24 protein-coding genes and 1 other annotated feature are annotated in these 26,128 nt (G+C 53.2%); of the genes, 13 read left to right on the plus strand and 11 right to left on the minus strand.

Going from position 1 to position 26,128, the window contains the following annotated elements; genetic code table 11:
• Positions 1–19: 19 nt before the first annotated feature.
• The 4 genes from NOG13_RS05735 to NOG13_RS05750 form a co-directional block, all read right to left on the minus strand.
• Positions 20–562, minus strand: coding sequence for a phosphoribosyltransferase family protein (locus NOG13_RS05735; protein WP_283109624.1), 543 nt, complete (start codon positions 560–562; stop codon positions 20–22).
• A gap of 50 nt (positions 563–612) precedes the next feature.
• Positions 613–951 (minus strand): histidine triad nucleotide-binding protein, encoded by a 339-nt coding sequence (locus NOG13_RS05740; protein ID WP_283109625.1) that lies wholly within the window; start codon positions 949–951, stop codon positions 613–615.
• A 37-nt stretch (positions 952–988) separates the two neighbouring features.
• Positions 989–3,628 carry an alanine--tRNA ligase gene (alaS, locus tag NOG13_RS05745; protein ID WP_283109626.1) on the minus strand — a complete coding sequence of 880 codons (2,640 nt, stop codon included), beginning with the start codon at positions 3,626–3,628 and terminating at the stop codon, positions 989–991.
• Between the two features lie 69 nt (positions 3,629–3,697).
• Positions 3,698–3,899, minus strand: a binding site (T-box leader).
• A gap of 116 nt (positions 3,900–4,015) precedes the next feature.
• The gene (locus NOG13_RS05750) at positions 4,016–4,153 is read right to left on the minus strand and encodes a hypothetical protein (RefSeq protein ID WP_283109627.1); all 138 of its coding nucleotides are present in this window, start codon (positions 4,151–4,153) and stop codon (positions 4,016–4,018) included.
• A 157-nt stretch (positions 4,154–4,310) separates the two neighbouring features.
• Between NOG13_RS05750 and NOG13_RS05755 the strand changes: the two genes are divergently transcribed.
• Positions 4,311–5,840, plus strand: a complete 1,530-nt coding sequence (locus tag NOG13_RS05755) for a glycoside hydrolase family 43 protein (RefSeq protein WP_283109628.1) — start codon at positions 4,311–4,313, stop codon at positions 5,838–5,840.
• Between the two features lie 61 nt (positions 5,841–5,901).
• Here the strand turns inward: NOG13_RS05755 and pepV are convergent, their stop codons facing one another.
• On the minus strand, positions 5,902–7,281 hold the full coding sequence (gene pepV, locus NOG13_RS05760; RefSeq protein WP_283109629.1) for a dipeptidase PepV: 1,380 nt from the start codon (positions 7,279–7,281) through the stop codon (positions 5,902–5,904).
• A 163-nt stretch (positions 7,282–7,444) separates the two neighbouring features.
• On the opposite strand from pepV, the gene NOG13_RS05765 reads away from it, so the two are divergent.
• On the plus strand, positions 7,445–7,837 hold the full coding sequence (locus NOG13_RS05765) for a putative ABC transporter permease (protein ID WP_283109630.1): 393 nt from the start codon (positions 7,445–7,447) through the stop codon (positions 7,835–7,837).
• A gap of 92 nt (positions 7,838–7,929) precedes the next feature.
• Here NOG13_RS05765 and NOG13_RS05770 read toward each other — a convergent pair whose 3' ends face one another.
• The gene (locus NOG13_RS05770) at positions 7,930–8,199 is read right to left on the minus strand and encodes a hypothetical protein (protein ID WP_283109631.1); all 270 of its coding nucleotides are present in this window, start codon (positions 8,197–8,199) and stop codon (positions 7,930–7,932) included.
• 300 nt (positions 8,200–8,499) lie between these two features.
• Complete coding sequence (locus NOG13_RS05775) at positions 8,500–9,378, minus strand: biotin--[acetyl-CoA-carboxylase] ligase (protein WP_283109632.1); 879 nt, start codon at positions 9,376–9,378, stop codon at positions 8,500–8,502.
• Positions 9,379–9,519: 141 nt separating this feature from the next.
• Here NOG13_RS05775 and NOG13_RS05780 point away from each other — a divergent pair, with 141 nt between their 5' ends.
• From NOG13_RS05780 to NOG13_RS05805, 6 genes are read left to right on the plus strand one after another with little or no spacing between them, the layout of a single operon-like run.
• Positions 9,520–9,717 carry a DUF951 domain-containing protein gene (locus NOG13_RS05780; RefSeq protein WP_283109633.1) on the plus strand — a complete coding sequence of 66 codons (198 nt, stop codon included), beginning with the start codon at positions 9,520–9,522 and terminating at the stop codon, positions 9,715–9,717.
• 52 nt (positions 9,718–9,769) lie between these two features.
• Positions 9,770–10,846 (plus strand): peptide chain release factor 1, encoded by a 1,077-nt coding sequence (gene prfA, locus NOG13_RS05785; protein WP_283109634.1) that lies wholly within the window; start codon positions 9,770–9,772, stop codon positions 10,844–10,846.
• A 24-nt stretch (positions 10,847–10,870) separates the two neighbouring features.
• Positions 10,871–11,893 (plus strand): L-threonylcarbamoyladenylate synthase, encoded by a 1,023-nt coding sequence (locus NOG13_RS05790; RefSeq protein WP_283109635.1) that lies wholly within the window; start codon positions 10,871–10,873, stop codon positions 11,891–11,893.
• Complete coding sequence (gene coaE, locus NOG13_RS05795; RefSeq protein WP_283109636.1) at positions 11,886–12,500, plus strand: dephospho-CoA kinase; 615 nt, start codon at positions 11,886–11,888, stop codon at positions 12,498–12,500. The genes NOG13_RS05790 and coaE overlap by 8 nt, the downstream gene beginning before the upstream one ends.
• Positions 12,487–13,062, plus strand: coding sequence for a lytic transglycosylase domain-containing protein (locus NOG13_RS05800; protein ID WP_283109637.1), 576 nt, complete (start codon positions 12,487–12,489; stop codon positions 13,060–13,062). Before coaE ends, NOG13_RS05800 begins: the two co-directional genes overlap by 14 nt.
• Positions 13,063–13,098: 36 nt before the next feature.
• Entirely contained in the window at positions 13,099–14,508 is a 1,410-nt protein-coding gene (locus NOG13_RS05805; protein WP_283109638.1) for an aminopeptidase, read from the plus strand.
• A 156-nt stretch (positions 14,509–14,664) separates the two neighbouring features.
• On the opposite strand, the gene thrS is transcribed toward NOG13_RS05805, so the two are convergent.
• Positions 14,665–16,575 (minus strand): threonine--tRNA ligase, encoded by a 1,911-nt coding sequence (gene thrS / locus NOG13_RS05810; RefSeq protein ID WP_283109639.1) that lies wholly within the window; start codon positions 16,573–16,575, stop codon positions 14,665–14,667.
• 545 nt (positions 16,576–17,120) lie between these two features.
• On the opposite strand from thrS, the gene rny reads away from it, so the two are divergent.
• From rny to recG, 5 genes are all read left to right on the plus strand, one after another.
• Positions 17,121–18,680: a ribonuclease Y gene (gene rny, locus NOG13_RS05815; protein ID WP_283109640.1), complete on the plus strand. Its 1,560-nt coding sequence runs from the start codon at positions 17,121–17,123 to the stop codon at positions 18,678–18,680.
• A 70-nt stretch (positions 18,681–18,750) separates the two neighbouring features.
• On the plus strand, positions 18,751–19,518 hold the full coding sequence (locus NOG13_RS05820; RefSeq protein ID WP_283109641.1) for a TIGR00282 family metallophosphoesterase: 768 nt from the start codon (positions 18,751–18,753) through the stop codon (positions 19,516–19,518).
• 109 nt (positions 19,519–19,627) lie between these two features.
• Positions 19,628–19,888: a stage V sporulation protein S gene (locus NOG13_RS05825; protein WP_283109642.1), complete on the plus strand. Its 261-nt coding sequence runs from the start codon at positions 19,628–19,630 to the stop codon at positions 19,886–19,888.
• 212 nt (positions 19,889–20,100) lie between these two features.
• Complete coding sequence (locus NOG13_RS05830) at positions 20,101–21,771, plus strand: DAK2 domain-containing protein (RefSeq protein WP_283109643.1); 1,671 nt, start codon at positions 20,101–20,103, stop codon at positions 21,769–21,771.
• A gap of 31 nt (positions 21,772–21,802) precedes the next feature.
• A complete protein-coding gene (gene recG, locus NOG13_RS05835; protein ID WP_283109644.1) occupies positions 21,803–23,836 on the plus strand; it encodes an ATP-dependent DNA helicase RecG in 2,034 nt (677 codons plus the stop codon).
• 56 nt (positions 23,837–23,892) lie between these two features.
• On the opposite strand, the gene hypE is transcribed toward recG, so the two are convergent.
• The 3 genes from hypE to NOG13_RS05850 are packed head-to-tail and all read right to left on the minus strand — an operon-like array spanning position 23,893 to position 26,122.
• Positions 23,893–24,876, minus strand: a complete 984-nt coding sequence (hypE, locus tag NOG13_RS05840; protein WP_283109645.1) for a hydrogenase expression/formation protein HypE — start codon at positions 24,874–24,876, stop codon at positions 23,893–23,895.
• Positions 24,873–25,913 (minus strand): hydrogenase formation protein HypD, encoded by a 1,041-nt coding sequence (gene hypD / locus NOG13_RS05845; protein ID WP_283109646.1) that lies wholly within the window; start codon positions 25,911–25,913, stop codon positions 24,873–24,875. Before hypD ends, hypE begins: the two co-directional genes overlap by 4 nt.
• Entirely contained in the window at positions 25,910–26,122 is a 213-nt protein-coding gene (locus tag NOG13_RS05850; RefSeq protein WP_283109647.1) for a HypC/HybG/HupF family hydrogenase formation chaperone, read from the minus strand. Before NOG13_RS05850 ends, hypD begins: the two co-directional genes overlap by 4 nt.
• Positions 26,123–26,128 lie beyond the last annotated feature (6 nt).

Consider the following 26,128-nt stretch of genomic DNA (forward strand, 5'->3'; position numbering starts at 1 on the left):
CCCCGTATTTCGTTGAACTTTATTTGAAGAAAAGCGGCAGAGGTTCCAGATAAATAATATCGCTGCGGTCCTTTGCGTCGCCTTCTGCGAGCACGGCCGCGCGGCCGACAATGTTGCCGCCATACATTCCGACGAGCTTCTCCATGGCTGCAAGCGATTCGCCGGTGCTGATAACGTCGTCAACAATCAACACGCGCTTGCCGCGCAGAACCTTTTCGTCCTCTTCCGAAAGGAAAAGCTTCTGGATATGATCCGTTGTAATGGACTTCACTTCGACGGAAATCGGGTTTCTCATATATACCTTGACGCTTTTGCGCGCCACAACATATTTGCCGCAGCCCTGCCTTGCCATCTCATAGCAAAGCGGAATTCCCTTTGTTTCGGCGGTCACGACGACGTCGTGTTCCGGGCACTTTTTCAGAAGTGCGGCGGCGGTCTTCTCCGTCAGTTCCACATCGCCGAGCATGATGAAGCCGGCAATGTCGAGGTGCTCATTAATCGGGCAAATCGGCAGCTGCCGCTTGCAACCTGCAATCGTCATTTCATAGTATTTCCCGCTCATAATCAGAACGACCTTTCAAAATGTAATCGGCATCCGTGCGCAGCCTTCCATCAGCCGGGAGGCCACTTCATCGAACGCCCGCCAAGCAGGTGGAAATGCAGATGCGGCACAGTCTGGCCGCCGTCTTTGCCTGCGTTGCAGACGATGCGGAAGCCGTCATCGAGGTGCTGCTCCGCTGCAAGCTTTGCAGCTACTTCGTAAATATGTGCGACAACACTGCTGTTTTCCGGCGTGATTTCAGCCGCAGAAGCAATGTGCTCTTTCGGGATAATCAAAATATGCACCGGAGCCTGCGGCTCAAGATCATAGAATGCAAGGACTTTGTCGTCCTCGTAGACCTTTTTGCTCGGAATCTCGCCTGCGGCGATTTTACAGAACACACAGTCCATCGCGGAACCTCCTTTGCACAACGGTATTATTATAGCCTTATTTCAACATATCCGCAACAATTTTTTCGGCTGCGGAAAGAGCATCATCAAGCTTTGAAACATCTTTTGCGCCGGCCATGGCACTGTCTGGGCGTCCGCCGCCGCTTCCTCCCGCGACTGCGGCAACGCTGCGGACAATCTTGCCCGCATGGGCACCCTTGGCCTGTGCGTCTTTGCCTGCGCAGGCAGCAATGTTAATCTTTTCTCCGTTCACGCCGGCAATAACGGCGACGCAGTTCTGCGAGCGTTCCAGCACCTTGTCGCACATTACGCGCAGGGCGGCAGGCTCCACACCGGAAAATCTTGCCGTGATGAGCTGAACGCCCTTCACGTCTTTTGCGGAAGAGAACAGGCTTTCCACACGCATGGCAGCTAGCTTCGCATTGAGTGATTCGACTTCACGCTCTTTTTCTTTCAGTTCTGCCGACAGCTGGCCGATGCGGTGAACAAGTTCTGCGGGGTTGTTGAGCTTCAGTTCGCGGGCGGCGTCTTCTACCATCTGGGTTGTTTCGTCGAGCAGCGCAAGCACATTCGTTCCTGTTACAGCCTCAATACGGCGGACACCCGCAGCGACAGAGCTCTCGGAAACGATGCGGAATAAACCGAGCTGGGCGGTGTTTGAAACATGCGTACCGCCGCAAAATTCCTTCGAGAAATCTCCCGCGGAAACGACACGGACGACCTTTCCGTACTTCTCGCCGAACAGGGCCATCGCGCCGAGCTTTCTCGCTTCTTCAATCGGCATCTCACGGCTCTCGACCGGAACAGCGCTCAGGATTTCGTGGTTGACAAGCTCCTCCACCTTTTTCAGTTCTTCCTTTGTGAGGGCGGAGAAGTGCGTGAAGTCAAAGCGAACGCGCTTGTCGTTGACAAGCTGGCCCGCCTGTTCCACATGCGTGCCGAGCACACGGCGCAGAGCTGCCTGCAGCAAGTGTGCCGCTGTGTGGTTGCGCATGATGGCGGCGCGGCGGTCTGCATTCACCGCTGCCTTGACTTTATCTCCGACGCGAATCTCTCCTGCCTGAACCGCAACATGGTGCAAGAAATTCTTCGCTTGGTTCTTCGTTGTGTTTGTTACCTCGAGCACGGCATCTTCGGACTCGATGGAGCCGGTATCGCCGACCTGGCCGCCGCTCTCGCCGTAGAACGGAGTGCGGTCAAGCACGAGGAGAACCTCGTCGCCGGCCGTAGCGGATTCCACGCGCACGCCGTCGCGGACGATGGCAAGCACTTTTGCCTCGGCTTCCAGAGTCTCGTAACCGAGGAACTCCGTCTCCGGCACCCCGTCGAGGACATTGCTCTCACCGGCCCAAGCATCGGCGCCGGCGTTTTTACGTGCCGCGCGGGCACGTTCGCGCTGTTCGCGCATCAGTCTGCCGAACTCTTCCTCGTCCACCGTGAGGCCGCGCTCGGCAACGATTTCTTTTGTGAGGTCAATCGGGAAGCCGTAGGTGTCGCTCAGGCGGAACGCATCTTCGCCCGGGAACACGGTCTTGCCGCTCTTGACGGTCTCGTCCATGTAGCCGTTCAGCAACTGAAGTCCCTGGTCGATGGTTCTTGCGAAGCTTTCTTCTTCCACGCGAATGAGCTTCGTAATCATGTCGCGTTTTTCGGCAAGCTCCGGATAAGCGCCCTGATTCTCATGCACCACGGTATCGACAATCTTATACAGGAATGTCTCGTGCATGCCGAGGAGGCGTCCATGGCGCGCCGCACGGCGGAGCAGACGGCGAAGCACATAGCCGCGGCCTTCGTTGGAAGGCATCACGCCGTCGGCAATCATAAAGACGGCGCTGCGCATGTGGTCGGTAATAACGCGCAGGGAAATGTCTTTTTTCTCGTCGTCGCCATAGTTGACGCCGGTCAACTTGGAAACTTGCTTCGTAATGTTCTGCACGGTATCGACAAGGAACAGGTTGTCGACACCCTGCATAATGCAGGCAAGGCGTTCAAGGCCCATGCCTGTGTCGATGTTCGGATGCTCCATCGGCGGGTAGTTGCCCTTGCCGTCGCTGTTGAACTGAGAGAAAACGACGTTCCAAAATTCCACATAACGGTCGCAGTCGCAGCCTACGCCGCAGGTTGGCTTGCCACAGCCGTGTTCCTCGCCGCGGTCAAAATAAATTTCCGAGCAGGGGCCGCACGGGCCGGATCCATGCTCCCAGAAGTTGTCCTCTTTGCCGAGGCGCACAATGTGCGACGGGTCGACGCCGACTTCCTTTGTCCAGATGTCGTACGCCTCATCGTCGTCGATATAAATTGTCACCCACAGCTTGTCCTCCGGAAGTTCCAGCACCTTGGTGCAGAATTCCCATGCCCAAGCGATCGCCTCATGCTTGAAATAATCACCGAACGAAAAGTTCCCCAGCATCTCAAAGAATGTGCCGTGGCGGTCCGTAATGCCGACGTTTTCAATGTCGCCGGTGCGGATGCATTTCTGGCATGTGGTCACGCGCTTGCGCGGCGGCGTTACCTCGCCGGTGAAATATTTCTTCATCGGCGCCATGCCGGAGTTGATGAGAAGGAGACTGTTGTCGTCCTTCGGAATCAGTGAAAAGCTTGGAAGACGCAAGTGACCTTTCGATTCAAAGAACGAAAGATACATCTCGCGCAGTTCGTTCAATCCTGTCCATTTCATAGTCCTTTTTGCCCCATTTCCGGCGCGGCCGAATTTATGGCCGCGCAAAAAAATAAGACTTCCCCGCCCGTATGGGACGGAAAAATCCGTGGTACCACCCAAATTGCGCCCAAATAAGGCGCCACTCTGGCCCCCTTAACGCGGGAAAACGCCGCACCTCATCGGTGCGAAGCTCCGGGCCGGCTGCGGCACGGCTTCCGCAGGAACCTCACACCAACGGTTCCCTCTCTTGAGCGGACTTCCCTGCTGCTCTGCCCTTCAGCGCTTTTTTCCTATTCAAAACACTTTTCAAGTATAAACCGGGCAAAGAGAAAAGTCAATCTTTCCCGGAGCTGATTTTGCCGGTTTTCCCTGCCGGAGTGGCGCCTCTTCACAATCAACACTCTTTCATCCTCCGTTAACGCTTTCCGCGTCCTTCCTTCTGCGGCAACCATCCCACATGATGTTCAGCACCATCTGCAGCAGTTGCCCCGCCAGAAGGCCCATCTTTTCCAGCACTTCCGGAGTGCGTTTTGATAATATCATCCAATCTTTTTGTGCGCCATCTTTTCTTTTTGAGTGCCATTTCTTGCTCAACTTCGGAAACCTTTTGCCATTTTGCGCAGATGCGCTTGTCCGCTGAATCTGCACGGCTTACAATGAAAACAATTGACAGGCCTCGCCAGAAAGGAGATTCAGCCTTATGATAGGAACGAACCCGATTCTTCGGTGTGATTTTCCCGACCCCGATGTCATACGGGTAGGAGACACCTACTATATGGTAAGCACCACCATGCACTTCATGCCAGGCGGCGTGATTTTGCGCTCCTATGACCTGATTCACTGGGAAATTGTAAGTTATCTCTACGATGAACTGGAAAACACCCCGGAAGAACGGCTGGAAGGGGAAAAATGCGCTTACGGCCAAGGAATGTGGGCCGGTTCCCTCCGATACCACAACGGCACGTTCTATGTATCTTTCATTGCAAACGACACGCACCGCACCTATCTGTTCCGCTCAAAAAACATTGAGGGTCCGTGGCAGAGGCAGAACATAGAAGGCTTTTACTATGACAGCTCACTCTACTTTGAAGACGACCGCGTTTTTATCGTTCACGGCAACACGGAAATCTACCTGACCGAGCTGACTTCCGACCTGACCGGTCCGAAACCGGGCGGCCTCAACCGCCTGCTGGTACAGGACAGGAAGAACGCCGGCCTCGGCTACGAAGGCTCCCACTTCTACAAAATCAACGGGAAATACTATCTGTTCCTGATTCACTGGCCGAATGACGGAACCAAGCGACGGGTGGAAACCTGCTTTGTTTCGGACTCCCTGGAAGGGGAATTCCGCGGGAAAGACATAATGGACGACGACATGGGATTTTTCAACCAAGGCGTCGCGCAGGGCGGAATTGTTGACACGCCCGACGGGAAATGGTATGCCATGCTGTTTCAGGACCACGGCGCAGTCGGCCGCGTGCCGGTTCTCGTTCCGATGCACTGGGAAAACGATTTTCCGGTTCTGGGCATCGACGGGAAAGCGCCAAAGCTAGTCGAAACAACCAGCACCCGCCCCGAACACCGTTACGAGCCGCTTTACGGCAGCGATGATTTCCAAAGCGAAACGCTGAAAAGTTTTTGGCAGTGGAACCACATTCCCAATCACGACCTTTGGTCGCTGACGGAGTGCCCCGGGCATCTGCGCATCCGCAGCGGTAAGCTCTGCACCAACGTCTGCCAAGCCGTGAACACGCTGACGCAGCGCACCGTATTCCCCGAATGTGAAGCATCGGTCACAGTCGACGGTAGCGGTCTTCACGACGGCGATTATGCCGGACTTTGCACGCTGCAGGGCTGCTACGCGTTTCTCGCCCTTACAAAAGAGAACGGGAAGTACTATCTTGCCATGGTGGCGCGGGAATTAGAGGACTGCGGCCCAACACCGAACCGCGTTATCACGGAACCGGGCAGAGAATATGCGCGGATTCCCGTGGACGGGCCGGTCGTTACGCTGAAGGCGAAATGTACTCTTCCCGGCAAGGACGACGAGGCAGAATTTTTCTACCTGCACAACGGCGAATGGAAAAAACTCGGCATTACGCACAAGCTCTTTTTCCGGCTGGACCAGTTTGTGGGCTGCCGGTTCGCACTCTTCCTCTTTTCCACAAAAACAGTGGGTGGAGTCGCAGATTTCTTCGATTTTCGCTACGACTGTCCGCCTGAGGAATAAACAAAAAATGAAAAAGGGAAACCTCAAAAAAGGTTTCCCTTTTTGCTGCGCTTTGCAGCGCTTATTCCGTCATCATGCGGTACATGGCTTCCAAGCAAATCTGCGCATGTTCCATGAACCGGGAAATATCGATGCTCTCGTTGGAATCGTGGAGCCTGCGGTTCGGCTCATCTGCAAAGAACGGTCCGAACGCCACAGCCCTGCCCGGAACCGAGCGGGCATAAGTACCACCGCCGGTTGCATACAGCTCGGCGGGAACGCCCTTCACAGCCCGGTAGGACTCCTGAAGCAGATGCACCAGCGGGTGGTCTGCCGGGAAGTAAAGCGGTTTCTGGTCGAGCAGAAGTTCCGCTTTGATGCCGGCTGTTTCCGCTTTGGAGCGAATCTTTTCAAAGATTTCCTCCCCATTTACGGTAACAGGGTAGCGAATGTCGAGCTTTGCTTCAGCCGAGGAAGCGTCGGCATGCAGGATTCCGAGATTTAGCGTCAATGCCCCGGAGGGTTCATCGCTGATTTTGACGCCCATGGAAGCACCGTCTGTTTCGGTGCCGACGGCATTCCGCAGGAATGCGAAAAAGCCACCCAACTTCTCGGTCGGGAGAACGTCAGCCAGCAGGCAAATCAAATTGGAAGCGGCGTTGATGCCTTCCTGCGGCTGCATGGCGTGGCTTGCCTTTCCGATGGACGTAACTTTGACGCCGTTTGTTCTCTGTTCAAACTCGAATTTGCCATTTGTCTTTTCCGCAGCGGCCTGAAGCCTTGTAAGCAGGTTATCTTCTCCTTCGACGACAGCCTCCGCCAATGCGGGCACTGCGTTGACTACCGTTCCTGCCGAAAATTCTTTTACCGCTTCCATGCCGCTTCTGGCTGAGCTAAGCCTGACGCGCATGATCCCTTTTTCCCGGTTGCAGATGCCGTATTCGCTGTCCGGAGTAAACGCCATTACAGGCATCGGCTCCTCTTTAAAGTACATGGCGAGGTCATCGCTCGCAATCTCCTCGCCTGCACCGAAAATCACGCGCATTTTCCGTTTGCCCTTTACACCGGCGTCTTTTAAGGCCTTGAGGCAGTAAAGAGCAACGACAGCCGCACCTTTATCGTCTGCAGTACCGCGGCCATACAGCAGATTTCCCTTCTGCGTCATCTGGAACGGCGGCGTATCCCAGCCGTCTCCAGCCGGAACAACGTCAACATGCGTAATTACCGCGGCAGATTCCTCACCTTGGCCGTATTCCGCGTGGCCTGCGTAATTGCCGACATTTTTTGTTGCAAAGCCCAGTCCTTCGGCAATTTTTAAAATTTCATTCAAAGCTCTGGCGGATTCCGCGCCGAACGGCTTGCCTTCTTCCGCTTCTGAGCAAACGGAAGGTATCGCCACCATTCGGGCAAGATCACGAACAATTTCGTCTTGATAAGCCAGAATATTTTTTCCGAACTGCATGTATTGATTCCTCTCTTTCTCTACGGTTCATTATACCACAAAGAATAGTAGGTTTTACCCGAAATCGGCAATTAACGCCAGCATTTCCGCCCGTTTTTTCCATGAATATTGCCCACCCCCGAGCGAACAATGAAATTGTCGCTTGGAGGTGAATGCTGAAAACATGAAGAAATACGCGGTTCTTTTTATGATGGGCGGTACCCTCTACCCCGCTTGTGAAATTTTATGCCGCGGAAGAACGGATTTTTCTATGGCTCTTGCAGGAGGAACCTGCGTCTGCCTGATTGATCGAATCTGCAACGAAAAGCTGCGCGCGATGCCGCTTTCTGTGAAATGCTTTGCCGGTTCCGGCATTATCACTGCCGTTGAATTCTTAACAGGCGTTATCGTAAACTTGATTCTCAAGATGGATGTTTGGGACTATTCCCAGATGCCGATGAACATTCTCGGTCAGATATGTCTTCCGTTCTCAATTCTTTGGTATGCCGCAACACTTCCCGCAATGATGCTCGGCGAATGGTGCGGCAAAATTACCGCAGGAAAGCAAAAATCATAAACGCAATCCCCGGCGTTCAGGAATCGCCCCGTATGCAGCCAGCCGCCGCATCGGGCCCGTTCCGAAAAGCCGGGGATTTTTATATGTTGTAGCTAGTCGAGGACCTGCACCGGTGTAAAATGATATTTTGTTTTGAACGGTATTGACGAAATCAGGCTTTTCCTTAAAAGTTCCCTCCCGCTGAGGCGCATGGTTTCGGGCAAGTCCCTTGTATCGACCAAAAGTGCATAATCGGAAGGAACTATGGTATTGACTTTATTCTGCAGTTCCGCGGCAAAAGTTCTGCTGTCATCTTCGGTGATGTTGCCTTTCATGACAACAGAAAAAACTTTTGCATACGTATTGATGCCAATCGTATACATGAAGCATTCTCCTTTCGCAATTGGCCTATAAAGAACAGTTACATACTAGTATGACCCAATTAAAACTCTATTATTAAAGGGTAAATACACGGTAACACTTTGATGAAGATTCCATGAAAAGCGAAATATTCATTTCTTCCGGTACAAAATATTGGTTCGTTCCACGCTTCGATTGTCAAAATGTTGAAAAATCAGTTTAATCTGTTGAAAAAGGCTCAATTATTACCCATCGTATTTTTTATGATTCTGCTACAAAATATTGCAGGAAGGACGACTTACAGTTTCGTTCAGTTTCGTTGTTTACGGTGTCATGCTGCTCCCGTAAAAGCCTTGGATATTCACTTCGCCGGATAATACAGTCTGCAAGGAACCGTCCGGCAGGCGGACAATCAGCTCGCCCTCAGGGGAAATGTCAACTGCAGTGCCCGTCATCAAAACACCGCCGTGCCGGAACCCCACCTGTCTGCCGAGTGAGACGCAGTCTGCTTTGTACTGCTCAAGGAATGAGGCGCCGAGGCCGCAGGCATTTTCCTTCAGCAGAAGCTCCAGCCTGCGCAGGATCTCCTGCAAAAGTGCGATGCGGCGGACAGGTCTGCCGGTTTCGAGGAAGATGGATGTTGCCTTGTCACGCAGTTCCTCCGGAAAAGCCGTGGAGTTTACATTTACACCGATGCCGACGACTGCAAATTCCGCACACCCTTTTGTGACGTTCATTTCGGTCAGAATACCGCTTATTTTTCTGGTGCCGGCTACAATGTCATTCGGCCACTTAATTTTTACGTCGCATCCGGTAACTTCCCGAACAGCACCGCAGACCGCCGTTCCGGCAAGGAGGGTGGTCGCCGCGATGTTCCTAGGGAGGACTTCCGGGCGAAGAAGAACCGAAAACCACATTCCGGTTCCGGGCGGTGAAACCCAGCTGCGGCCGAGACGTCCCTTGCCGCATGTCTGCTGTTCCGCAAGAAAGAGGCTTCCGCTGGGTGCGCCTTTCAGGGCCTGTCTTTTTGCTTCTTCATTCGTTGAATCGACTATGTCGTAACAAAAAACGGTGCGGCCGATTTTCTCGGTTTTGAGCCCAGCTACGATGTTCTCCGGTGTATAACAGTCCGAGCCTCCCCCTTTCGGCAGCTGATGCAGCACCGTTTCTTTTTCCGACATTTTATCGCCGTCCTTTGCCATACTTATTCCACTATTATAGCTGCGAACCGCCGTCTCGGCAAGCACGCGCTGTTTCTCTTTCCCTGCGTTTATGTTATAATTGTGTGATATGAAGAGAAGCTATCTATGGCTTACAACCAAAACGGGAAGGAGACACCACCGATGGATGTCAGACCCGGCGATAAGCTGCTGATGAAAAAACAGCATCCCTGCGGGAACAACACATTCCTTGTGCTGCGCTCCGGAATGGATTTTCGCATTCGGTGCACAAAGTGCGGGCATGAAGTCATTGTGCCCCGCCTGAAATGTGAAAAGAACATCAAGAAAATCATCCGTGAAAACACGCAGGATGAATTATAGAACTCCTTTTGCTGACTAAACGGGAAAATGTAAAAGGAGAAATACAAATACTATGTTTGAAAACCTCGATGTTTTTGAGAAGCGATATGAAGAACTGAGCCGCAAGCTCTACGACCCGAATATTGTTTCAAACCCTGATCTTTACCGCGATGTGATGAAGGAAACAAAAAGCATAGAACCGCTTGTCGAAGCATATCGCAGATATAAGAAAACTTTTGCGGACGAAGAAGACGCTCTTGCTCTTCTCAGCGATAATTCTGACCGTGAGCTGCACGAAATGGCCGAGGAAGAATTGAATACGGCGCGCGCCGAGCGAGAAAAGCTGACGGAAGAAATCAAGATTCTGCTTCTGCCAAAGGACCCGAACGACGAGCGCAACGTCATTATGGAAATCCGCGGCGGGGCCGGCGGCGAAGAAGCGGCCCTCTTTTCCGCTGTTCTGTTCCGGATGTACAGTATGTATGCCCAATCAAAGGGCTGGAAAACGGAAATTCTCAATGCCAGCGAAACGGAGCTCGGCGGATTCAAGGAAATCAGCTTCATGATAAGCGGCGAAGGCGCCTACTCACGCCTGAAATATGAAAGCGGCGTGCACCGCGTGCAGCGCGTGCCGGAAACGGAACAGCAGGGGCGCATCCACACCTCCACGGCCACGGTGGCCGTTCTGCCCGAAGTGGATGAGGTAGAAGTGGAAATCGACCCCAATGATTTGAAAATCGACACGTTCCGTTCCAGCGGCGCAGGCGGACAGCACATCAACAAAACTTCCTCTGCCATCCGCGTTACCCACCTGCCGACGGGCATCGTGGTGGAATGTCAGGACGAACGAAGCCAATACAAAAATAAAGACCGCGCGCTGAAAATCCTGCGTTCACGCCTGTTTGAAATGAAGCAGAAGGAACAGGACGAAAAGGTAGCCGCGGAGCGCCGTTCTCAGGTAGGCACCGGCGACCGTTCGGAGCGCATCCGCACTTACAACTACCCGCAGGGGCGCGTGACCGACCACCGCATTGGTTTGACGCTGTATAAAATCGACGATATCCTCAACGGCGGGCTTGACGAAATCATTGACCCGCTGATTGCCGCAGACCGCGCCGCCAAGCTGAAGCAGGCGGAACAGTCCGTATAATTTAGATAAAGGGAAGAGAAAAGAATGCATACTCTGCTGCTGAACGCCGCCGAACCGGGCGCAATTGAAGAAGCCGCCCGAATCATTCGGAACGGCGGACTTGTCGGCATGCCGACCGAAACCGTTTACGGCCTTGCCGCAAATGCACTGGACGCCAAGGCCGTTGCCAAGATTTTTGAAGCGAAGGGACGTCCGCAGGATAATCCCCTCATCGTTCATATATCCGCTTTCGAGCAGATTCGCCGGCTTGTGAAATCCGTTCCCGAATCTGCGGAAAAACTTGCAAAAGCATATTGGCCCGGGCCGATGACCATGGTGCTGGAAAAATCCGATTTAATTCCGGACATCGTGAGTGCGGGGCTTCCCACCGTCGGTATCCGGTTCCCGTCCCATCCCGTTGCGCAGGCACTCATCACCGCGGCCGGGGTGCCGATTGCCGCTCCGTCCGCCAACCGCTCCGGTCTGCCGAGCACGACGACCGCCGAACACGTCATGCGCGACATGGACGGAAGAATCGACGCCGTGCTGGACGGCGGAACCTGCGGTGTGGGAGTGGAATCCACCATTGTAACGCTCGCCTCAGACCCGCCGCGCCTGCTTCGCCCGGGCGGGATTACGCTGGAACAGCTTCAGGCTGTCCTCGGCAGGGTCGATGTCGACAAAGCCGTCCTCAATCCTCTGCCGAAAGACGCAAAACCACTGTCTCCCGGTATGAAATACAAGCATTATTCTCCGAAAGCAAATATCATTATAATCCAAAGCGATGAGAAAACTTTCGCAGATTTTGTCAATTCGCATAAAGCTCCCGGCGTTGCGGTCCTATGCTATACCGGCGAAGAAAAACTCGTTGATGTTCCAGCCGTCTGCTACGGCGGCGAAACCGACTATGAAGCGCAGGCGCGGGATTTATTTGAAGCGCTGCGCCATTTGGACGACATCGGCGCCAAAACGGTTTACGCGCGCTGTCCGGAGCCGAAGGGCGTCGGGCTTGCCGTCTATAACCGGCTGATGCGCGCCGCAGGATTCGAGGTGCTAAAACTTGCGTAAACCCATCATCGGTCTGACCGGGCCGACCGGTGCCGGAAAATCCACTGTGGCGGCCGCATTCCGCAAGCTCGGCTGTGCAGTCGTTGACGCTGACCGCGTCGCACGGGATATTGTGCAGAATCCGGACTGCCTCGCCCGCCTGAAAGAAACCTTCGGCGACGATATTGCCGCGGCAGACGGAACGCTCGACCGCAGAAAGCTCGCCGAACGCGCTTTTTCCACGCCGGAGAACACGAAGAAACTCAACGACGTAACGCACCCCGCCATTATCCGGGAATGTAAGCGTCAGCTGGCTGAGGCAGCCGCGAGCGACTGCAAAGCCGTGATTCTCGACGCGCCGCTGCTGTTTGAAAGCGGAACGGAGAATCTCTGCGATGCTACGGTTGCGGTTATCACACCGGACGCTTCCCGCCTGAAACGCATTATGGCGCGTGACGGGATTTCGGAGAAAGACGCCGCGCTAAGAATGGCGGCACAGCATGGGAACGATTACTACAAAGAACGAGCCGACTTCACGTTTGATGGCAGCACCCCGTGGGATGTTTTTGACGAAACCGTTGCGAATCTTTTGAACCGCATTATGGGGGATACGAATGAAGAAGCATAAAAAGCTGCTGATTACCGCCGCCGTTCTTGCGGCTATGGTTGTTGCGGCCATTTTTCTTCTGCGCTGGGTGCATATTCAGACACTCTACAAGATGTATCCTCGCGACTATGCGGAAGAAGTGACTGCTGCGGCAAAGGAAAACGGCTTAGACCCAAACCTCGTTTACGCGGTCATCCGTCAGGAAAGCCGCTTTCAGGCTGATGCGGAATCCAGCGCCGGCGCCGTGGGGCTGATGCAGTTGACGCCGGAAACCTTCCAATGGCTTCAGAAACAGGAACACGGAAGTGTAACGCTTCCCACCAGTTCTCTACGTAACCCGGCAGTCAATGTGAAATACGGATGCCGTTTTCTCGCCTATTTAATTAAAAAATACGGCGTTCTTCACACGTCGCTCTGTGCGTACAATGCTGGTTCGGGGCGGGTAGACAGCTGGCTCAAAGATTCCTCCCTCTCCAAAGATGGCAAAACCCTTCTTTCTGTTCCGTATCCGGAAACCGAGGACTACGCCCGCAAGGTGGAACAGAATTACGAGCAATACAAAGAACTTTACGGTTCCGACTAAGCCGCATTTGAAAATACAATGAAGGAGTGTTTCAGCATGGCAAAGGATACAGAGAAAATCGACGCAAAAAAACTTGCGGAGAAGTTACTCGTTGACCGCAAAAGCGGTCTCAGAAAAATGCCGGAATCTGTGATTCAGGCTTCCGACGAATACTGCGAAGGCTACAAGGCATTTCTCAACCGTGTAAAAACGGAACGGGAAGCCGTCGAATTTGCCGTTGAACAGGCTGAAAAAGCCGGATTTGTCCCGTTTGACGCGACCAAAAAATATAAGGCCGGCGACAAGGTCTATTACAACAACCGCGGCAAGGCCGTTGTGCTTGCCGTCATCGGTACGGAAGGATGCCGCGAAGGCGTTCGCATTGCGGCTTCGCACATTGACTCTCCGCGCCTCGACCTTAAGCCCCATCCGCTTTATGAGAAAAACGAACTGGCGCTCTTCAAGACACATTACTACGGCGGCATCAAGAAATACCAGTGGACGACAATTCCGCTTGCCATGCATGGACGCGTCATTCTGAAAGACGGCACCCGCGTGGACATAAACATCGGCGAGCGGGACGGCGAACCGCAGTTCTGCGTAACCGACCTGCTGCCGCACCTTGCCGACGAACAGATGAAAAAGACGCTCGTCAAGGGCATTGAGGGTGAAAACCTCAACATTCTCATCGGCAGCCGCCCGATTCGCACCGACAAAGGCGACGACCTTGTCAAGCTGAACGTGATGAAGCTCCTTCATGAAAGATACGGCATGACAGAGGAAGATTTTGTTTCTGCGGACATTGAATTTGTCCCCGCTTTCCATGCTGTTGACCTCGGCTTTGACCGCAGCATGATCGGCGCCTACGGCCATGATGACCGCGTCTGCGCCTACCCTGCCCTAACCGCTGTTCTGAACGCAAAGAAGCCGAAGAAAACGATTGTTACGGTGCTCGCCGACCGCGAAGAAATCGGCAGCTACGGCAACACGGGCCTAAACTCCGAATTTTTGCGCTACTTCATCGCCGACCTCGCGCAGGCGGAAGGCTTGGAGGCGCGCCATGTTCTGAGCCGCTCCAAATGCCTCTCGGCAGACGTTACCGCCGCGTTTGACCCAACCTATGCGGACGCTTATGAAGCGCTGAACGCCAACTTTATTAACGGCGGCGTTGGCGTCGCCAAGTACACCGGCGCCCGCGGAAAAAACGGCACCAGCGAGGCTTCGGCGGAATTTGTCTCCGAAATCCGCACCCTGTTCGACAAGAACGACGTTCTCTGGCAAATCGGCGAAATGGGCAAAGTCGACCTTGGCGGCGGCGGAACCGTTGCTCTTTATATTGCCAGCCTGAATGTGGATGTCATCGACATCGGCGTGCCCGTTCTCTCGATGCACTCCCCGTTTGAGGTTGTTTCAAAGCTCGATGTTTACATGACCTACAAGGGTATTCTTACCTTCTTTGAATCATAAGGGTTTTCTTACCATATAAACGGACTGCGAAATCGGCGTATGTCTTTCGGAGATACGCCGATTTTTTTGCGCTTTTATTCGGATGCTTGTCGTTTTGCGAATAAAAAACAGGTTCCGGATTTCTCCGGAACCTGTTTTCCGTGTGTATCGAAAGAATCAATCGGCTGCTTTGGTATCGATTTCTTCCTTTGCTTTTTTGAGGAATGCTTCGAGCGTCATGCTGCCGAGGTCGCCTGCTTTGCGGCCGCGGACGGAAACCGTGCCGTTCTGCTGCTCCTTCTCGCCGACGACAAGCATATAAGGAATCTTCTGCAGCTGTGCTTCACGAATCTTGTAACCGATTTTCTCGTTGCGGGTATCGATTTCCACGCGGATGCCGGCAGCCTCAAGCTGGTCGGTAATCTTCTGCGCGTAATCGCGGGTGACATCGGAAATCGGCAGAACCTTTACCTGCACCGGTGCGAGCCACATTGGGAACGCGCCCGCATAGTGCTCCGTCAGGATGGCGATGAAGCGCTCGATGCTGCCGAAAACGACGCGGTGAACCATGACCGGACGATGCTTTTCGCCGTCTTCGCCTGTGTAGGTGAGGTCAAAACGCTCCGGCATCTGGAAGTCGAGCTGAATGGTTCCGCACTGCCAAGTACGGCCCAGCGAATCGCGGAGATGGAAGTCAATCTTCGGACCGTAGAATGCGCCGTCGCCCTCGTTGATTTCATACGGCTTGCCGTTCGCCTTCAAAGCATGAATCAGGGCGTTCGTCGCCATCTCCCACTGTTCGTCCGTACCCATGGAATCCTCCGGACGCGTGGAAAGCTCAAGGCTGTAATCAAAGCCGAACACTTTGTAGAAGCTGTCAATCAGCGACATAACGCCGAGAATCTCGCTCTCAATCTGGTCCGGCGTCATGAAGATGTGGGCATCGTCCTGCGTAAAGCAGCGAACGCGCATCAGGCCGTGAAGCGCACCGGAAAGCTCATGGCGGTGAACAAGGCCGAGTTCCGCCAGGCGCTCCGGCAAATCACGGTATGAGTGCATCTTCCGCTTGTAAACAAGCATGCCGCCCGGGCAGTTCATCGGCTTGATTGCAAAATCGGCGTTGTCGATTTTGGTGGTATACATATTGTCTTTGTAATGATCCCAGTGGCCGGAACGATGCCACAGCTCTTCGCTCAGAATCATCGGGGTGCGGATTTCCTGATACCCGCGTTTGATGTGCTCTTCGCGCCAGAACTGCTCCAGCTGATTGCGCAGAACCATGCCCTTTGGCAGGAAGAACGGGAATCCGGGGCCCTCCTCATAGATGTCAAACAAATCGAGTTCGCGGCCGAGTTTGCGGTGGTCGCGCTTCTTTGCTTCCTCAATCATGTTGAGGTACGCTTCCAGCTCCGAAGCCTTCGGGAAGGAAATGCCGTAAACACGCTGGAGCATTTTGTTTTTTGCGTCGGCGCGCCAGTAAGCTCCGGTGCAGTTTGTCAGCTTCACGGCCTTGACACGCCCGGTGCTCATCAGGTGCGGGCCGGCGCACAGGTCAACGTAATCGCCCTGGCGGTAGAAACTGATTTTCTCACCCTTTCCGGCATGTTCTCGAATCAGCTCGAGCTTATATTTCTGGTGCTCCTTCTCCATCAATGCGCAAGCATCTTCGGGGGAAAGCTCAAAGCGTTCAAGAGGAAGGTCCGCTTTGATAATCTTCTTCATTTCCTCCTCAATTGCCTTCATATCCTCGGGCGTAAGCGTGCGGGGAAGGTCAAAATCGTAATAGAACCCGTTTTCAATGGCAGGGCCGATTGCAAAACCCGCATCTGGGAAGAGATGCTTCACGGCCTGCGCCATGATGTGAGAGGTTGTGTGCCAGTATGCCTTTTTGCCTTCCGCATCGTCAAATGTCAGAATCTGCAACTCGCAGTCTTCCGTCACCGGTGTGCGAAGGTCAACCACTTTTCCGTTCAATTTTCCGGCGCATGCGGCTTTATAGAGTCCTGCGCCGATTGACTTTGCGATTTCCGCAACCGTCGTTCCGCTTTCAAATTCTCTGACGTCGCCCTTTAGGCTGACTTTTACCATGCAAAATTCACTCCTTCTAAAAATTAACGACAAAAAAGCCTTACCCACATGGGGTAAGGCTCGTTCCTTACGGTTCCACCCAATTTCAGCGGGAAAACCCGCCCTCATTGACGGCTATAACGGTGCCGGCCGGCACGCCTTTTGCAAAAACTGCCACGGCGCACACTCAGAGGCGGTAGCCGTTCATCTTCTCCGCCGCAGGCGCTTTCAGCTTACAACGCCTGCTCTCTGCTGCGGCCTTGATGGGGCTTCCTCATCAACGCTTTGTAGTTATGCTGTTTGGCCTCATCATAGCACCAGTTTTAGCTGTTGTCAAGGGCACTTTCTACCCGCGGAAAACGCTTTTACAATTCTTTTACACAAATTTACACTCTGGAATTTGTACTGTGTTACCGCCTTGTGAATCAAGCAAATTCCTTGACAGGAGGGTGTGAAAAGATATACAATTAGTCTTATGATGCGATTGTGTGCATTTAGCAATTTTACCTTTTGATTTAGAAATACGGAATGTTACTTAAATTCTTACCACAGGGAGGTGCCAGCATTTGCATGTTGATTTGTATGTCTGCATAATAATTGCGGTTGTATGCGCAGTTGTTGCAGGTGTGATTTGCTTCATTTGGGGAACAGAGCACCGCAAGAAAACTGCTGAATATACCATAGGTTCTGCAGAGCAAGAAGCAAAACGCATTGTAAGTGATGCCATTAAAACGGCAGAAGCAAAGAAAAAAGAAGCAATACTTGAAGGAAAAGACGAAATTCACCGCCAGCGCACAGAAGTGGAACGCGAGCTGAACGAGCGCCGAAAGGAAGTTCAGCGGCAGGAACGCCGCATCCAGCAAAAGGAAGAAACCCTTGATAAGAAAATGGAAGCGCTCGAGGCCAAGGAAGAAGTTCTTAACAACAAGCACAAGCAAGTTGAAGAACGCTTGGCGGAAGCGGATGCTTTAAAGAAAAGCCAGTTTGACATGCTGGAAAAAATCTCCGGATTCACCATGGAGCAGGCAAAGGAATACCTGCTAAACAGTCTTGATAATGAACTGACGCATGAAAAAGCCGTTAAACTCATGGAGTTTGAACAGCAGACGCGTGAAGAAGCAGAAAAAGCGGCAAGAGAAATCATTTCAACCGCCATTCAGCGCTGTGCCGCCGACCATGTTGCGGAAGCTACGATTTCCGTTGTGCCGCTGCCAAACGATGAGATGAAGGGCCGCATCATCGGGCGTGAGGGCCGGAACATCCGGGCGATTGAGACAATGACCGGCGTTGACCTGATTATTGACGATACACCAGAAGCCATTACCCTCTCTTGCTTTGAACCGGTCCGCAGAGAAGTTGCACGCATCGCACTTGAGCATCTGATTGCCGACGGGCGTATTCATCCCGCACGAATCGAAGAAACCATTGAAAAAGCTCGCCGCGAGGTTGATGCTACCATTAAGCAGGAAGGCGAGCGCGCTGTTCTGGAGGCCGGAATCAACGGTATTCATCCGGAACTTGTGAAGCTCCTCGGGCGCCTGCGCTACCGAACAAGCTACGGTCAGAATGTTCTGAATCATTCGCTTGAAGTTTCTTACTTGGCCGGAATGATGGCCTCTGAGCTCGGAATTGATCCGTCAGTTGCACGCAGAGCCGGTTTGCTGCATGATATTGGCAAAGCTCTCGACCACGAGATTGAAGGTTCGCATGTTGACATCGGCGTAGAAGTTGCTAGAAAGTACAAGGAAAACGACGCCGTCATCCACGCCATTCAGGCGCATCACGGCGATGTGGAAGCAAAGAGTATTGCCGCCTGCCTTGTTCAGGCTGCTGACGCAATCAGTGCCGCCCGTCCGGGTGCACGTCGTGAGAATGTTGAGAACTATATTAAGAGGCTTGAAAAGCTCGAAGAACTCGCTTCTTCCTTTGAAGGCGTTGAACAGTGCTTTGCAATTCAGGCTGGGCGTGAGATTCGCATTATGGTTAAACCGGAAGCGGTTAATGACGATCAGATGGTTCTTCTTGCAAGACAGATTTGCAAAAAAATTGAAAGTGATTTGGAATATCCGGGTCAGATTAAGGTTAATATTATTCGCGAAAGCCGCGCAATCGAATACGCAAAATAGCAATCAGACGATGAAGGGGAGCAGGCGACTGTTCCCCATCTTTTTATAGTTGAACCGGAGGATGTATCCTATGAATATTCTTGCAATCGGTGATGTTGTGGGAAGCATTGGCTGCAATTTCCTGCGCAGCCATCTTCCCGCCCTGAAAAAGATGAAGGCCATTGACCTCGTTATCGTAAACGGAGAAAATTCCGCGAACGGAAATGGTCTGACGCCGGCTTCCGCGCAGTTTCTGTTTGACAGCGGTGTAGATATCATCACCACCGGAAATCACTGCTTCCGCCGCAGAGAAAGCTACGACCTCTACGACTCCTGCGAAACGCTCCTGCGCCCGGCCAATTTTCCCCCCTCTGTACCGGGGCACGGCTTCTGCGTTGTCGATATGGGAAGGATTCAGGTCGGCGTCATCAACCTGATGGGCGTAGTCTACCTAGAAAGCATGGATTCCCCTTTTGACTGCGTTGACCGAATTCTCGCACAAGGTATGCCAAAAATCACAGTCGTCGATTTCCACGCGGAAGCGACCGGTGAAAAACGCGCGCTCGGCTATTACCTCGACGGCCGTGTCTCCGCGGTTTTCGGAACGCACACCCATGTGCAGACCGCGGATGAATGTATCCTGCCAAAGGGCACTGGATACATCACCGACCTCGGCATGACCGGCCCGATTCATTCTGTGCTCGGTGTTAAACCTGAAATCATCATTCAAAAAATGCGTACCAAGATGCCTGCAAGGTTCGATATTGCCGAAGGCGACTGCCGCATTGACGGGGCAATTTTTACCATCGACGAGGCCACAGGCAGAACAGTTGGGGTCGAACGTCTTACGATCGTGTAAGATTTTGTTAAGAATTTACAGAATTTATTAAATTACTCTTGCAAAATTAGAATTTTAGTTTTATTATTTGAGTATAATATTATTTCTTCCAAAAATGGGGGGATAGTCGATGGAAATACTCAAGGTATCATCAAAGTCAGCGCCGAACTCGGTCGCCGGCGCAGTTGCAGGAGTAATCAGGGAATCCGGATCAGTAGAATTGCAGGCTGTAGGTGCAGGTGCTACGAATCAAGCGATTAAATCAATTGCCATTGCGCGCGGTTATCTCGCTCCGTCCGGCATTGATGCCATCTGCATACCCGCTTTTGCCAGTGTTACAATCGACGGTGAGGAACGCACTGCAATCAAATTGATTGTTGAGCCGCGCTGAACATACTCCGCATACTTAACCCTCCGAAATACGGAGGGTTTTCTTTTTGCATGAGCATGGCTTCCGATTTTATGATTGAATCGGGGACAACGATATGGTATAATTACAGAATAAGATTGAAATAATTGCAAAATTAGTTTGAAGTAATTTCAGAATAAGATTGAATCGATGCGGGTAAACCCGTTTATACGATTTGAGGGAGTGCTGACAAAGTGATAAACGGAACCGACCTGAAAACGGCAATCATATCTGGTGCAAATAACGTTCTGAAATATCGTACGTCGATTAATGAACTGAATATTTTCCCAGTGCCGGATGGCGATACCGGTACCAATATGTCCATGACAATCAGCTCAGCTGTTCGTGAGCTTGAAAATAATAATTCCGATTCCGCCGGTGAAATCGCGAAGACAGCCGCAGGCGCAATGCTTCGCGGAGCGCGAGGCAACTCGGGTGTAATTCTCTCCATCCTCTTTCGAGGCTTTGCAAAAGGTCTTGAAGGAAAAAACGAGGTCGGCGGTGGAGATATTGTAGAAGCACTCGGCATCGGCGTTGAGGCAGCCTACAAAGCTGTTATGAAGCCGACGGAAGGAACCATCCTGACCGTTGCGCGCCTTGCCTGTGAAGCCGGACGAGCAGCGCTGGAAAACGGAAATGACCCTTGTACTGTCTGGCAGGCAGTCTGCAACGGCGCAGAGGAAGCCCTGAAACAGACACCGGAATTTCTGCCTGTTCTGAAACGTGCAGGCGTTGTGGACGCCGGCGGAAAAGGGCTGTGCTGTATTTTTGAAGGTATGCTCAGTTATCTCCGTGACGGTGTTGTGATTCAAGAGGATGTCAGCACGGAAAAAGTAAATATAGATTCTGATGAATTTTTCCGCAATGCAGCAGCGGAGTTTGACCAGGAAATTCATTTTACCTACTGCACCGAATTTATTGTCGGGCGCAACAAGGAATGCACCAAACAGCCCTCCGAGCTGCGTGCATTCCTGGAAACAATCGGTGACTGCGTACTCGTCGTGGATGACGACGAAATCATCAAAGTACATGTGCACACGGAAAATCCGGGCAATGCGTTGGAAGCAGGCCTTGCCTACGGCCAGCTGTTGACCGTGAAAATCGAAAACATGAAGGAACAGCATCGCAAAGCCGCGGAAGAAAACGAAGAGGCTCAGGCGAAGAATTCAGAAGAATTTCAGCCCGTTGAACCGACCGAAGAAGTTGGTTTTGTTGCCGTAGCTGCCGGTGACGGCTTGAAGACCCTCTTTACCGACCTCGGCTGCGGGCAGGTTGTCAGCGGCGGCCAGACAATGAACCCAAGCACCGAGATGATTGCTGCGGCGGTTCGCGCTACGCCGGCAAAAACCGTGTTTGTTCTGCCGAACAATAAAAACATCATTCTCGCTGTGGAACAAGCCATTCCGCTTGTAACCGACCGGAAACTTGTTCTGCTTCCTACAAAGACCATTCCGCAGGGACTTACTGCTCTGCTTGCTTATGACCCCGAAAGCACAGTGGAAGAAAACACCGTCAATATGATGGAGGCTGCTTCGGCTGTTGCAACCGGAACTGTCACCTACGCGGCAAGGGATTCTGAATTCGGCGGCCGTAAGATTCGCAAAGATGACACTATGGGCCTTGTCAACGGAAAACTCGAGATTATCGACCATAACCGCGATATCAGCAAGGTCTGCACAAAGCTGGTGCGCCAGATGGTTTCCCGCAGTACCTCGTTTGTAACGCTTATCTACGGCAACAATGTCACCGAGGAGGAAGCCACCAACGTCTGCAACCAGATAAAGGCTAAGATCCCCAGCCACATTGAAGTAACGCTGGTAAACGGCGGTCAGCCTGTTTATTACTACATCGTTTCCGTGGAATAAACATTTCACCGGACCGGTAGGTGGTGGAATTTTGGCAACTCTATACCGGAAAGATATTCAGTCACTCAAAGGCGTCGGAAGTCGGCGCGCTGAGCTTTTTAAGAAGCTCGGCGTGTCTTCGGTCGGCGCCTTGCTTCGTTTCTACCCTAGAGCCTATGAGGACTTAAGCAATCCCTGCGCAATCCGCAACGCACCGATTGGTGTGCCGTGCGCTGTCCGTGCTGTTGTGACGGAATCTCCGAAAGGCACGCGCATACGCGGCGGGATGACGCTCTACCGTGGGAAGGCGGATGACGGAGATTCCGAATTTTCCCTGTTGTTTTTCAACAATCCCTATGTAACCGACCTTCTCAAAGAGGGACAGGAATACCTATTTTACGGGAAAGTCAACGCGAATTTTCTGAAGCGGGAAATGGTTTCTCCGGAATTTTTTCCTGCCGAGACCTGCCCTCCCATTCGGCCGATATACCGCCAGACACAGGGCCTCAGCAGCCGCCTGATTGCAAATTCGGTAAAGGAAGCGCTTGCGCTTCTGCCGGAAAAAATACGGGATCCGCTCCCTCAGCCGATTCGTGAACAATATGGCCTTTGCGGCCTTCGCGAGGCTATCGTACACATTCACTTTCCTCCGAATGCGGCGGCGGTGGAAGAAGCGCGCAAGCGGCTGATTTTCGAGGAACTCCTTGTCCTTCAGCTTGGGCTTGGTCTGATGCGGAACCACGAAACGATAAAAAGCGGCTTTCAGCTACAAAAAGACTTTTCTGCGGAGTTTTTCCGCCTTCTCCCCTATTCCCCCACAAGGGCACAACGCCGTTCCGTCGCTGAGGCGATGGAGGACATGATGAGTGGGCGGGTCATGCATCGGTTGGTACAGGGAGACGTCGGCTCAGGCAAAACGGCGGTAGCGGCTGCCCTGTGTTACAGTACCGTGAAAAACGGAATGCAGGCTGCCTTGATGGCGCCCACGGAGATTCTCGCGCGGCAGCATTATGAATCTCTACGGAAACTTTTTGAGCCGGCAGGGATTCAGGTTGCGCTACTTACGTCCGCTGTTCCTCCGGCTCAGAAAAAGTTAATCCTGGAGGGCCTAGCGGACGGGAGCATCGGGCTTGTCATCGGCACGCACGCGCTGATTTCCAAAGCCGTTGCGTTTCGCCGCCTTGCCCTCGTTGTGACCGACGAACAGCATCGGTTCGGTGTGGCGCAGCGGGCTGCCCTTTCCGGGAAAGGCGACAACCCACACCTGCTTGTCATGAGCGCAACGCCGATTCCCCGCACCCTTGCGCTGATGATTTACGGAGACTTGGACCTTTCGATTCTCGATGAGCTGCCGCCCGGCCGCCAGGAAATCAAGACCTATTTTATTACGTCGGACAAGCGTCAGCGCGCATTCGGCTTCTTGAGAAAGCAAATCGAAGCGGGCCGCCAGTGCTACATCATCTGCCCCATGATTGAGGAAGGCCAGAGTGACATGGCTAGCGTGCAGCAATACACCGAAAAGCTCCGCAAAAAATGGCTGCCGGGCTGCTCGGTGGCAGCTTTGCACGGGAAGATGAAGGCGCAGGAAAAGAATGAGATTATGAACCTTTACAGCGCCGGAAAAATCAGTGTGCTTGTCTCTACCACTGTGGTTGAGGTTGGCGTCGATGTCCCGAACGCGACGGTGATGATGATTGAAAATGCTGAGCGCTACGGACTTTCGCAACTACATCAGCTTCGCGGGCGTGTGGGACGCGGAAAGCACCAGTCCTACTGTATTCTGATTTCCGATGCCCAGAATGAGGAAGCGACGACGCGCCTGAAAGTGCTTTGCTCCACAAACGACGGATTCCGAATCGCAAACGCCGACTTAAAGCTGCGCGGGCCCGGCGATTTCTTCGGAAACCGCCAGCACGGCCTGCCGGTGCTGAAAATCGCGGATATGGCGGCAGATATGAATACGCTGAACCTTGCGCAGGAGGCCGCGCAGAAGATTCTTTCCGCCGACCAGACTCTGGACCTTCCGGAACACCGGGGGCTTCGCGCCGAAGTGCGTCAGCTCTTTGCGCATCTTGAGCGTTCGTAAAATTGAGCAGCAAAAAATCCCCACCATGAGGCGGGGATTTTTTTATAAGCAATCTATCAGCAAATACGCGGGAGGCCTTCTCCGTAAAGAGGCCCGACGACGCGGGTTCCGCCGATTGGTGTTTTCAAAAGGACAGCACTGTCTCCGGCTAGAACGCGGCCGATGACCGCAGCATTCTCTCCGTAGCGGCTTGCGCGGATGCAGGCAAGAGCCTTTTCGGCGTCTTCCGCCGCAACCACAGCGACCATCTTGCCCTCGTTGCCCATGTAAAGCGGGTCAAGGCCTAACACGCCGCAAAAGGCGCGCACTTGGTCGGAAACCGGCAGGGATTCTTCCTGCAGCTCAATGGTGCAGTTCGAAGATGCCGCAAACTCGTTCAAAACGGTACCGAGGCCGCCGCGCGTTACATCGCGCATGGCGTGGATGTGAACGCTGCTCCGCTTCATGGCGTTGACCATCTCCACAAGCGGGGCGCAGTCGCTGACGATGGTGTTTTCAATGCCCATGCGCTTGCTCAAAACAGCCGCATGGTGATCGCCGAGGTTTCCGGAAAGCAGGATGACGTCGCCTTCCCGGCAGTTTTCCGCGCCGATGTCCACGCCCTCCGGGACAAAACCGACACCTGCCGTATTGATGTAGACGCCACCCTTGCCTTCCACGACCTTCGTGTCGCCCGCAACAATGCGCACGCCGGCCTCTTTTGCCGTTTCACTCATCGAGTGTGCAATCTTACGCAGGTCGTCGGTGTCGGCACCTTCTTCCAGAATGAAGCCGCAGGTGATGTATTTCGGCTCCGCGCCGCTCATCAGCAGGTCGTTTACCGTTCCGCAGATGCACAGACGCCCGATGTCCCCGCCCGGAAAGAAAAGCGGTGTTACAACAAAGCTGTCCGTTGTCAGCGCAATCCGTCCGGAACCGGGAAGCACAGCGGAGTCTTCCATCTTGGAAAGTGTGGGGTCGCTGAACTCTTTCTCAAATATTGTGCCAATCAGCTCGGAAGTGGACTTTCCGCCGCTTCCGTGCGCCATTGTAATCTTCATTTGGAACCTCTCCCGCTGATGTAATAATTGTAGCAGCTGCCTTCCTGCGAAACCATGCAGGCGCCCTGCGGCGTCTGCGGTGTGCATACTCTTCCGAAAAGCGGGCACTGCGTCGGCGACACCGCGCCCGTAAGTACTTTGGCACAACGGCAATTTGTGTTGAAGCTGTGGTCTTGCAGCAATCCGTCGCTTCCGGCATCAAACATGGCATATTCGCCGTGCAGGCGCAGGCCAGAATCCGGAATCACGCCCATGCCCCTCCACGCGGCGGGGCACGGTTCAAAGCAATCCGCCATGGCGCGAAGCGCTTCTTCGTTTCCGTTCTCCGTGACGACCGACGGGTAAAGATTCATGACACGCGGCATCCCGCGCAGCTTCACCAACGCATAAATCGTTTCGAGCAGCTGTCCGCCCTCAAAGCCGGAAACGACAAATGGGATGTTATACTTTTTGGCTAATGGTTCATATATTTTCCAACCGGTAATAACGCTGACATGACCCGGAGCAATGAAGCCGTCTATCCCACCCTGGTTGGCGCATACCCAGTCGAGGACGGGCGGCATAACCTTCAAGGAGGTCAGCAGGCGGAAATTCTTGATTTCCTTCTGCAAGGCCTCCTGCAGGAGCGAGGCATAAACGGCAGCCGTGGTCTCAAACCCAACCGCAGCAAAAACGCAGGTAAGCTGCGGGTTCTCCTCCGCGTAGCGCAAGGCGTCAAGCGGAGAGTAAACCATGCGAACGCTTCCCCCGGCAGCCTTCGCGTCGTTCAGGTTGCGCTCGGTACCCGGCACACGCATGAGGTCGCCGAACGTCAGAACAATCGTATTCGGCTGCATGCAAAGTTCCGTGAGGCGATCGATGTAAGCGGTTACCGTAACGCAGACCGGGCAGCCCGGCCCGGAAATCAGCTGGATGTTCGGCGAAAGCATACAGACGATTCCGTTTTTGGAGATGGAAGCCGTGTGGGTCCCGCAGACTTCCATCAGACGGACCTTCGGCCCGTCATAATTTTTCAAAAATGTGCGGATATCGGTCATATTTCCTCCAGCTCTCGAAACAGTTCACGCATCTGTTCGCCTTCTTCCGGAGAAAGCACCTGAAGAATACAGCCGGCATGAACCAGAACATTATCCCCCGGCTTTACATGGACAAGGCCGGCGTCGGCCTCCACGAGATTTCCGCTGAAATCTACCGTGGCGTGTCTACCTTTTAATTTAACAACCCTACCGGGCAATGCAACGCACATTCTAAA

The sequence above is a fragment of the Thermocaproicibacter melissae genome, assembly GCF_024498295.1.
GTDB classification, from domain to species: Bacteria; Bacillota; Clostridia; order Oscillospirales; family Acutalibacteraceae; genus Thermocaproicibacter; species Thermocaproicibacter melissae.

Bases quoted from the DNA above. Each gene is read 5' to 3' on its own strand.
- NOG13_RS05735 (WP_283109624.1), bottom strand. From the start codon at position 562: ATGAGCGGGAAATACTATGAAATGACGATTGCAGGTTGCAAGCGGCAG.
- NOG13_RS05740 (WP_283109625.1), bottom strand. From the start codon at position 951: ATGGACTGTGTGTTCTGTAAAATCGCCGCAGGCGAGATTCCGAGCAAA.
- alaS (WP_283109626.1), bottom strand. From the start codon at position 3,628: ATGAAATGGACAGGATTGAACGAACTGCGCGAGATGTATCTTTCGTTC.
- NOG13_RS05750 (WP_283109627.1), bottom strand. From the start codon at position 4,153: ATGATATTATCAAAACGCACTCCGGAAGTGCTGGAAAAGATGGGCCTT.
- NOG13_RS05755 (WP_283109628.1), top strand. From the start codon at position 4,311: ATGATAGGAACGAACCCGATTCTTCGGTGTGATTTTCCCGACCCCGAT.
- pepV (WP_283109629.1), bottom strand. From the start codon at position 7,281: ATGCAGTTCGGAAAAAATATTCTGGCTTATCAAGACGAAATTGTTCGT.
- NOG13_RS05765 (WP_283109630.1), top strand. From the start codon at position 7,445: ATGAAGAAATACGCGGTTCTTTTTATGATGGGCGGTACCCTCTACCCC.
- NOG13_RS05770 (WP_283109631.1), bottom strand. From the start codon at position 8,199: ATGTATACGATTGGCATCAATACGTATGCAAAAGTTTTTTCTGTTGTC.
- NOG13_RS05775 (WP_283109632.1), bottom strand. From the start codon at position 9,378: ATGGCAAAGGACGGCGATAAAATGTCGGAAAAAGAAACGGTGCTGCAT.
- NOG13_RS05780 (WP_283109633.1), top strand. From the start codon at position 9,520: ATGGATGTCAGACCCGGCGATAAGCTGCTGATGAAAAAACAGCATCCC.
- prfA (WP_283109634.1), top strand. From the start codon at position 9,770: ATGTTTGAAAACCTCGATGTTTTTGAGAAGCGATATGAAGAACTGAGC.
- NOG13_RS05790 (WP_283109635.1), top strand. From the start codon at position 10,871: ATGCATACTCTGCTGCTGAACGCCGCCGAACCGGGCGCAATTGAAGAA.
- NOG13_RS05800 (WP_283109637.1), top strand. From the start codon at position 12,487: ATGAAGAAGCATAAAAAGCTGCTGATTACCGCCGCCGTTCTTGCGGCT.
- NOG13_RS05805 (WP_283109638.1), top strand. From the start codon at position 13,099: ATGGCAAAGGATACAGAGAAAATCGACGCAAAAAAACTTGCGGAGAAG.
- thrS (WP_283109639.1), bottom strand. From the start codon at position 16,575: ATGGTAAAAGTCAGCCTAAAGGGCGACGTCAGAGAATTTGAAAGCGGA.
- NOG13_RS05820 (WP_283109641.1), top strand. From the start codon at position 18,751: ATGAATATTCTTGCAATCGGTGATGTTGTGGGAAGCATTGGCTGCAAT.
- NOG13_RS05825 (WP_283109642.1), top strand. From the start codon at position 19,628: ATGGAAATACTCAAGGTATCATCAAAGTCAGCGCCGAACTCGGTCGCC.
- hypE (WP_283109645.1), bottom strand. From the start codon at position 24,876: ATGAAGATTACAATGGCGCACGGAAGCGGCGGAAAGTCCACTTCCGAG.
- hypD (WP_283109646.1), bottom strand. From the start codon at position 25,913: ATGACCGATATCCGCACATTTTTGAAAAATTATGACGGGCCGAAGGTC.
- NOG13_RS05850 (WP_283109647.1), bottom strand. From the start codon at position 26,122: ATGTGCGTTGCATTGCCCGGTAGGGTTGTTAAATTAAAAGGTAGACAC.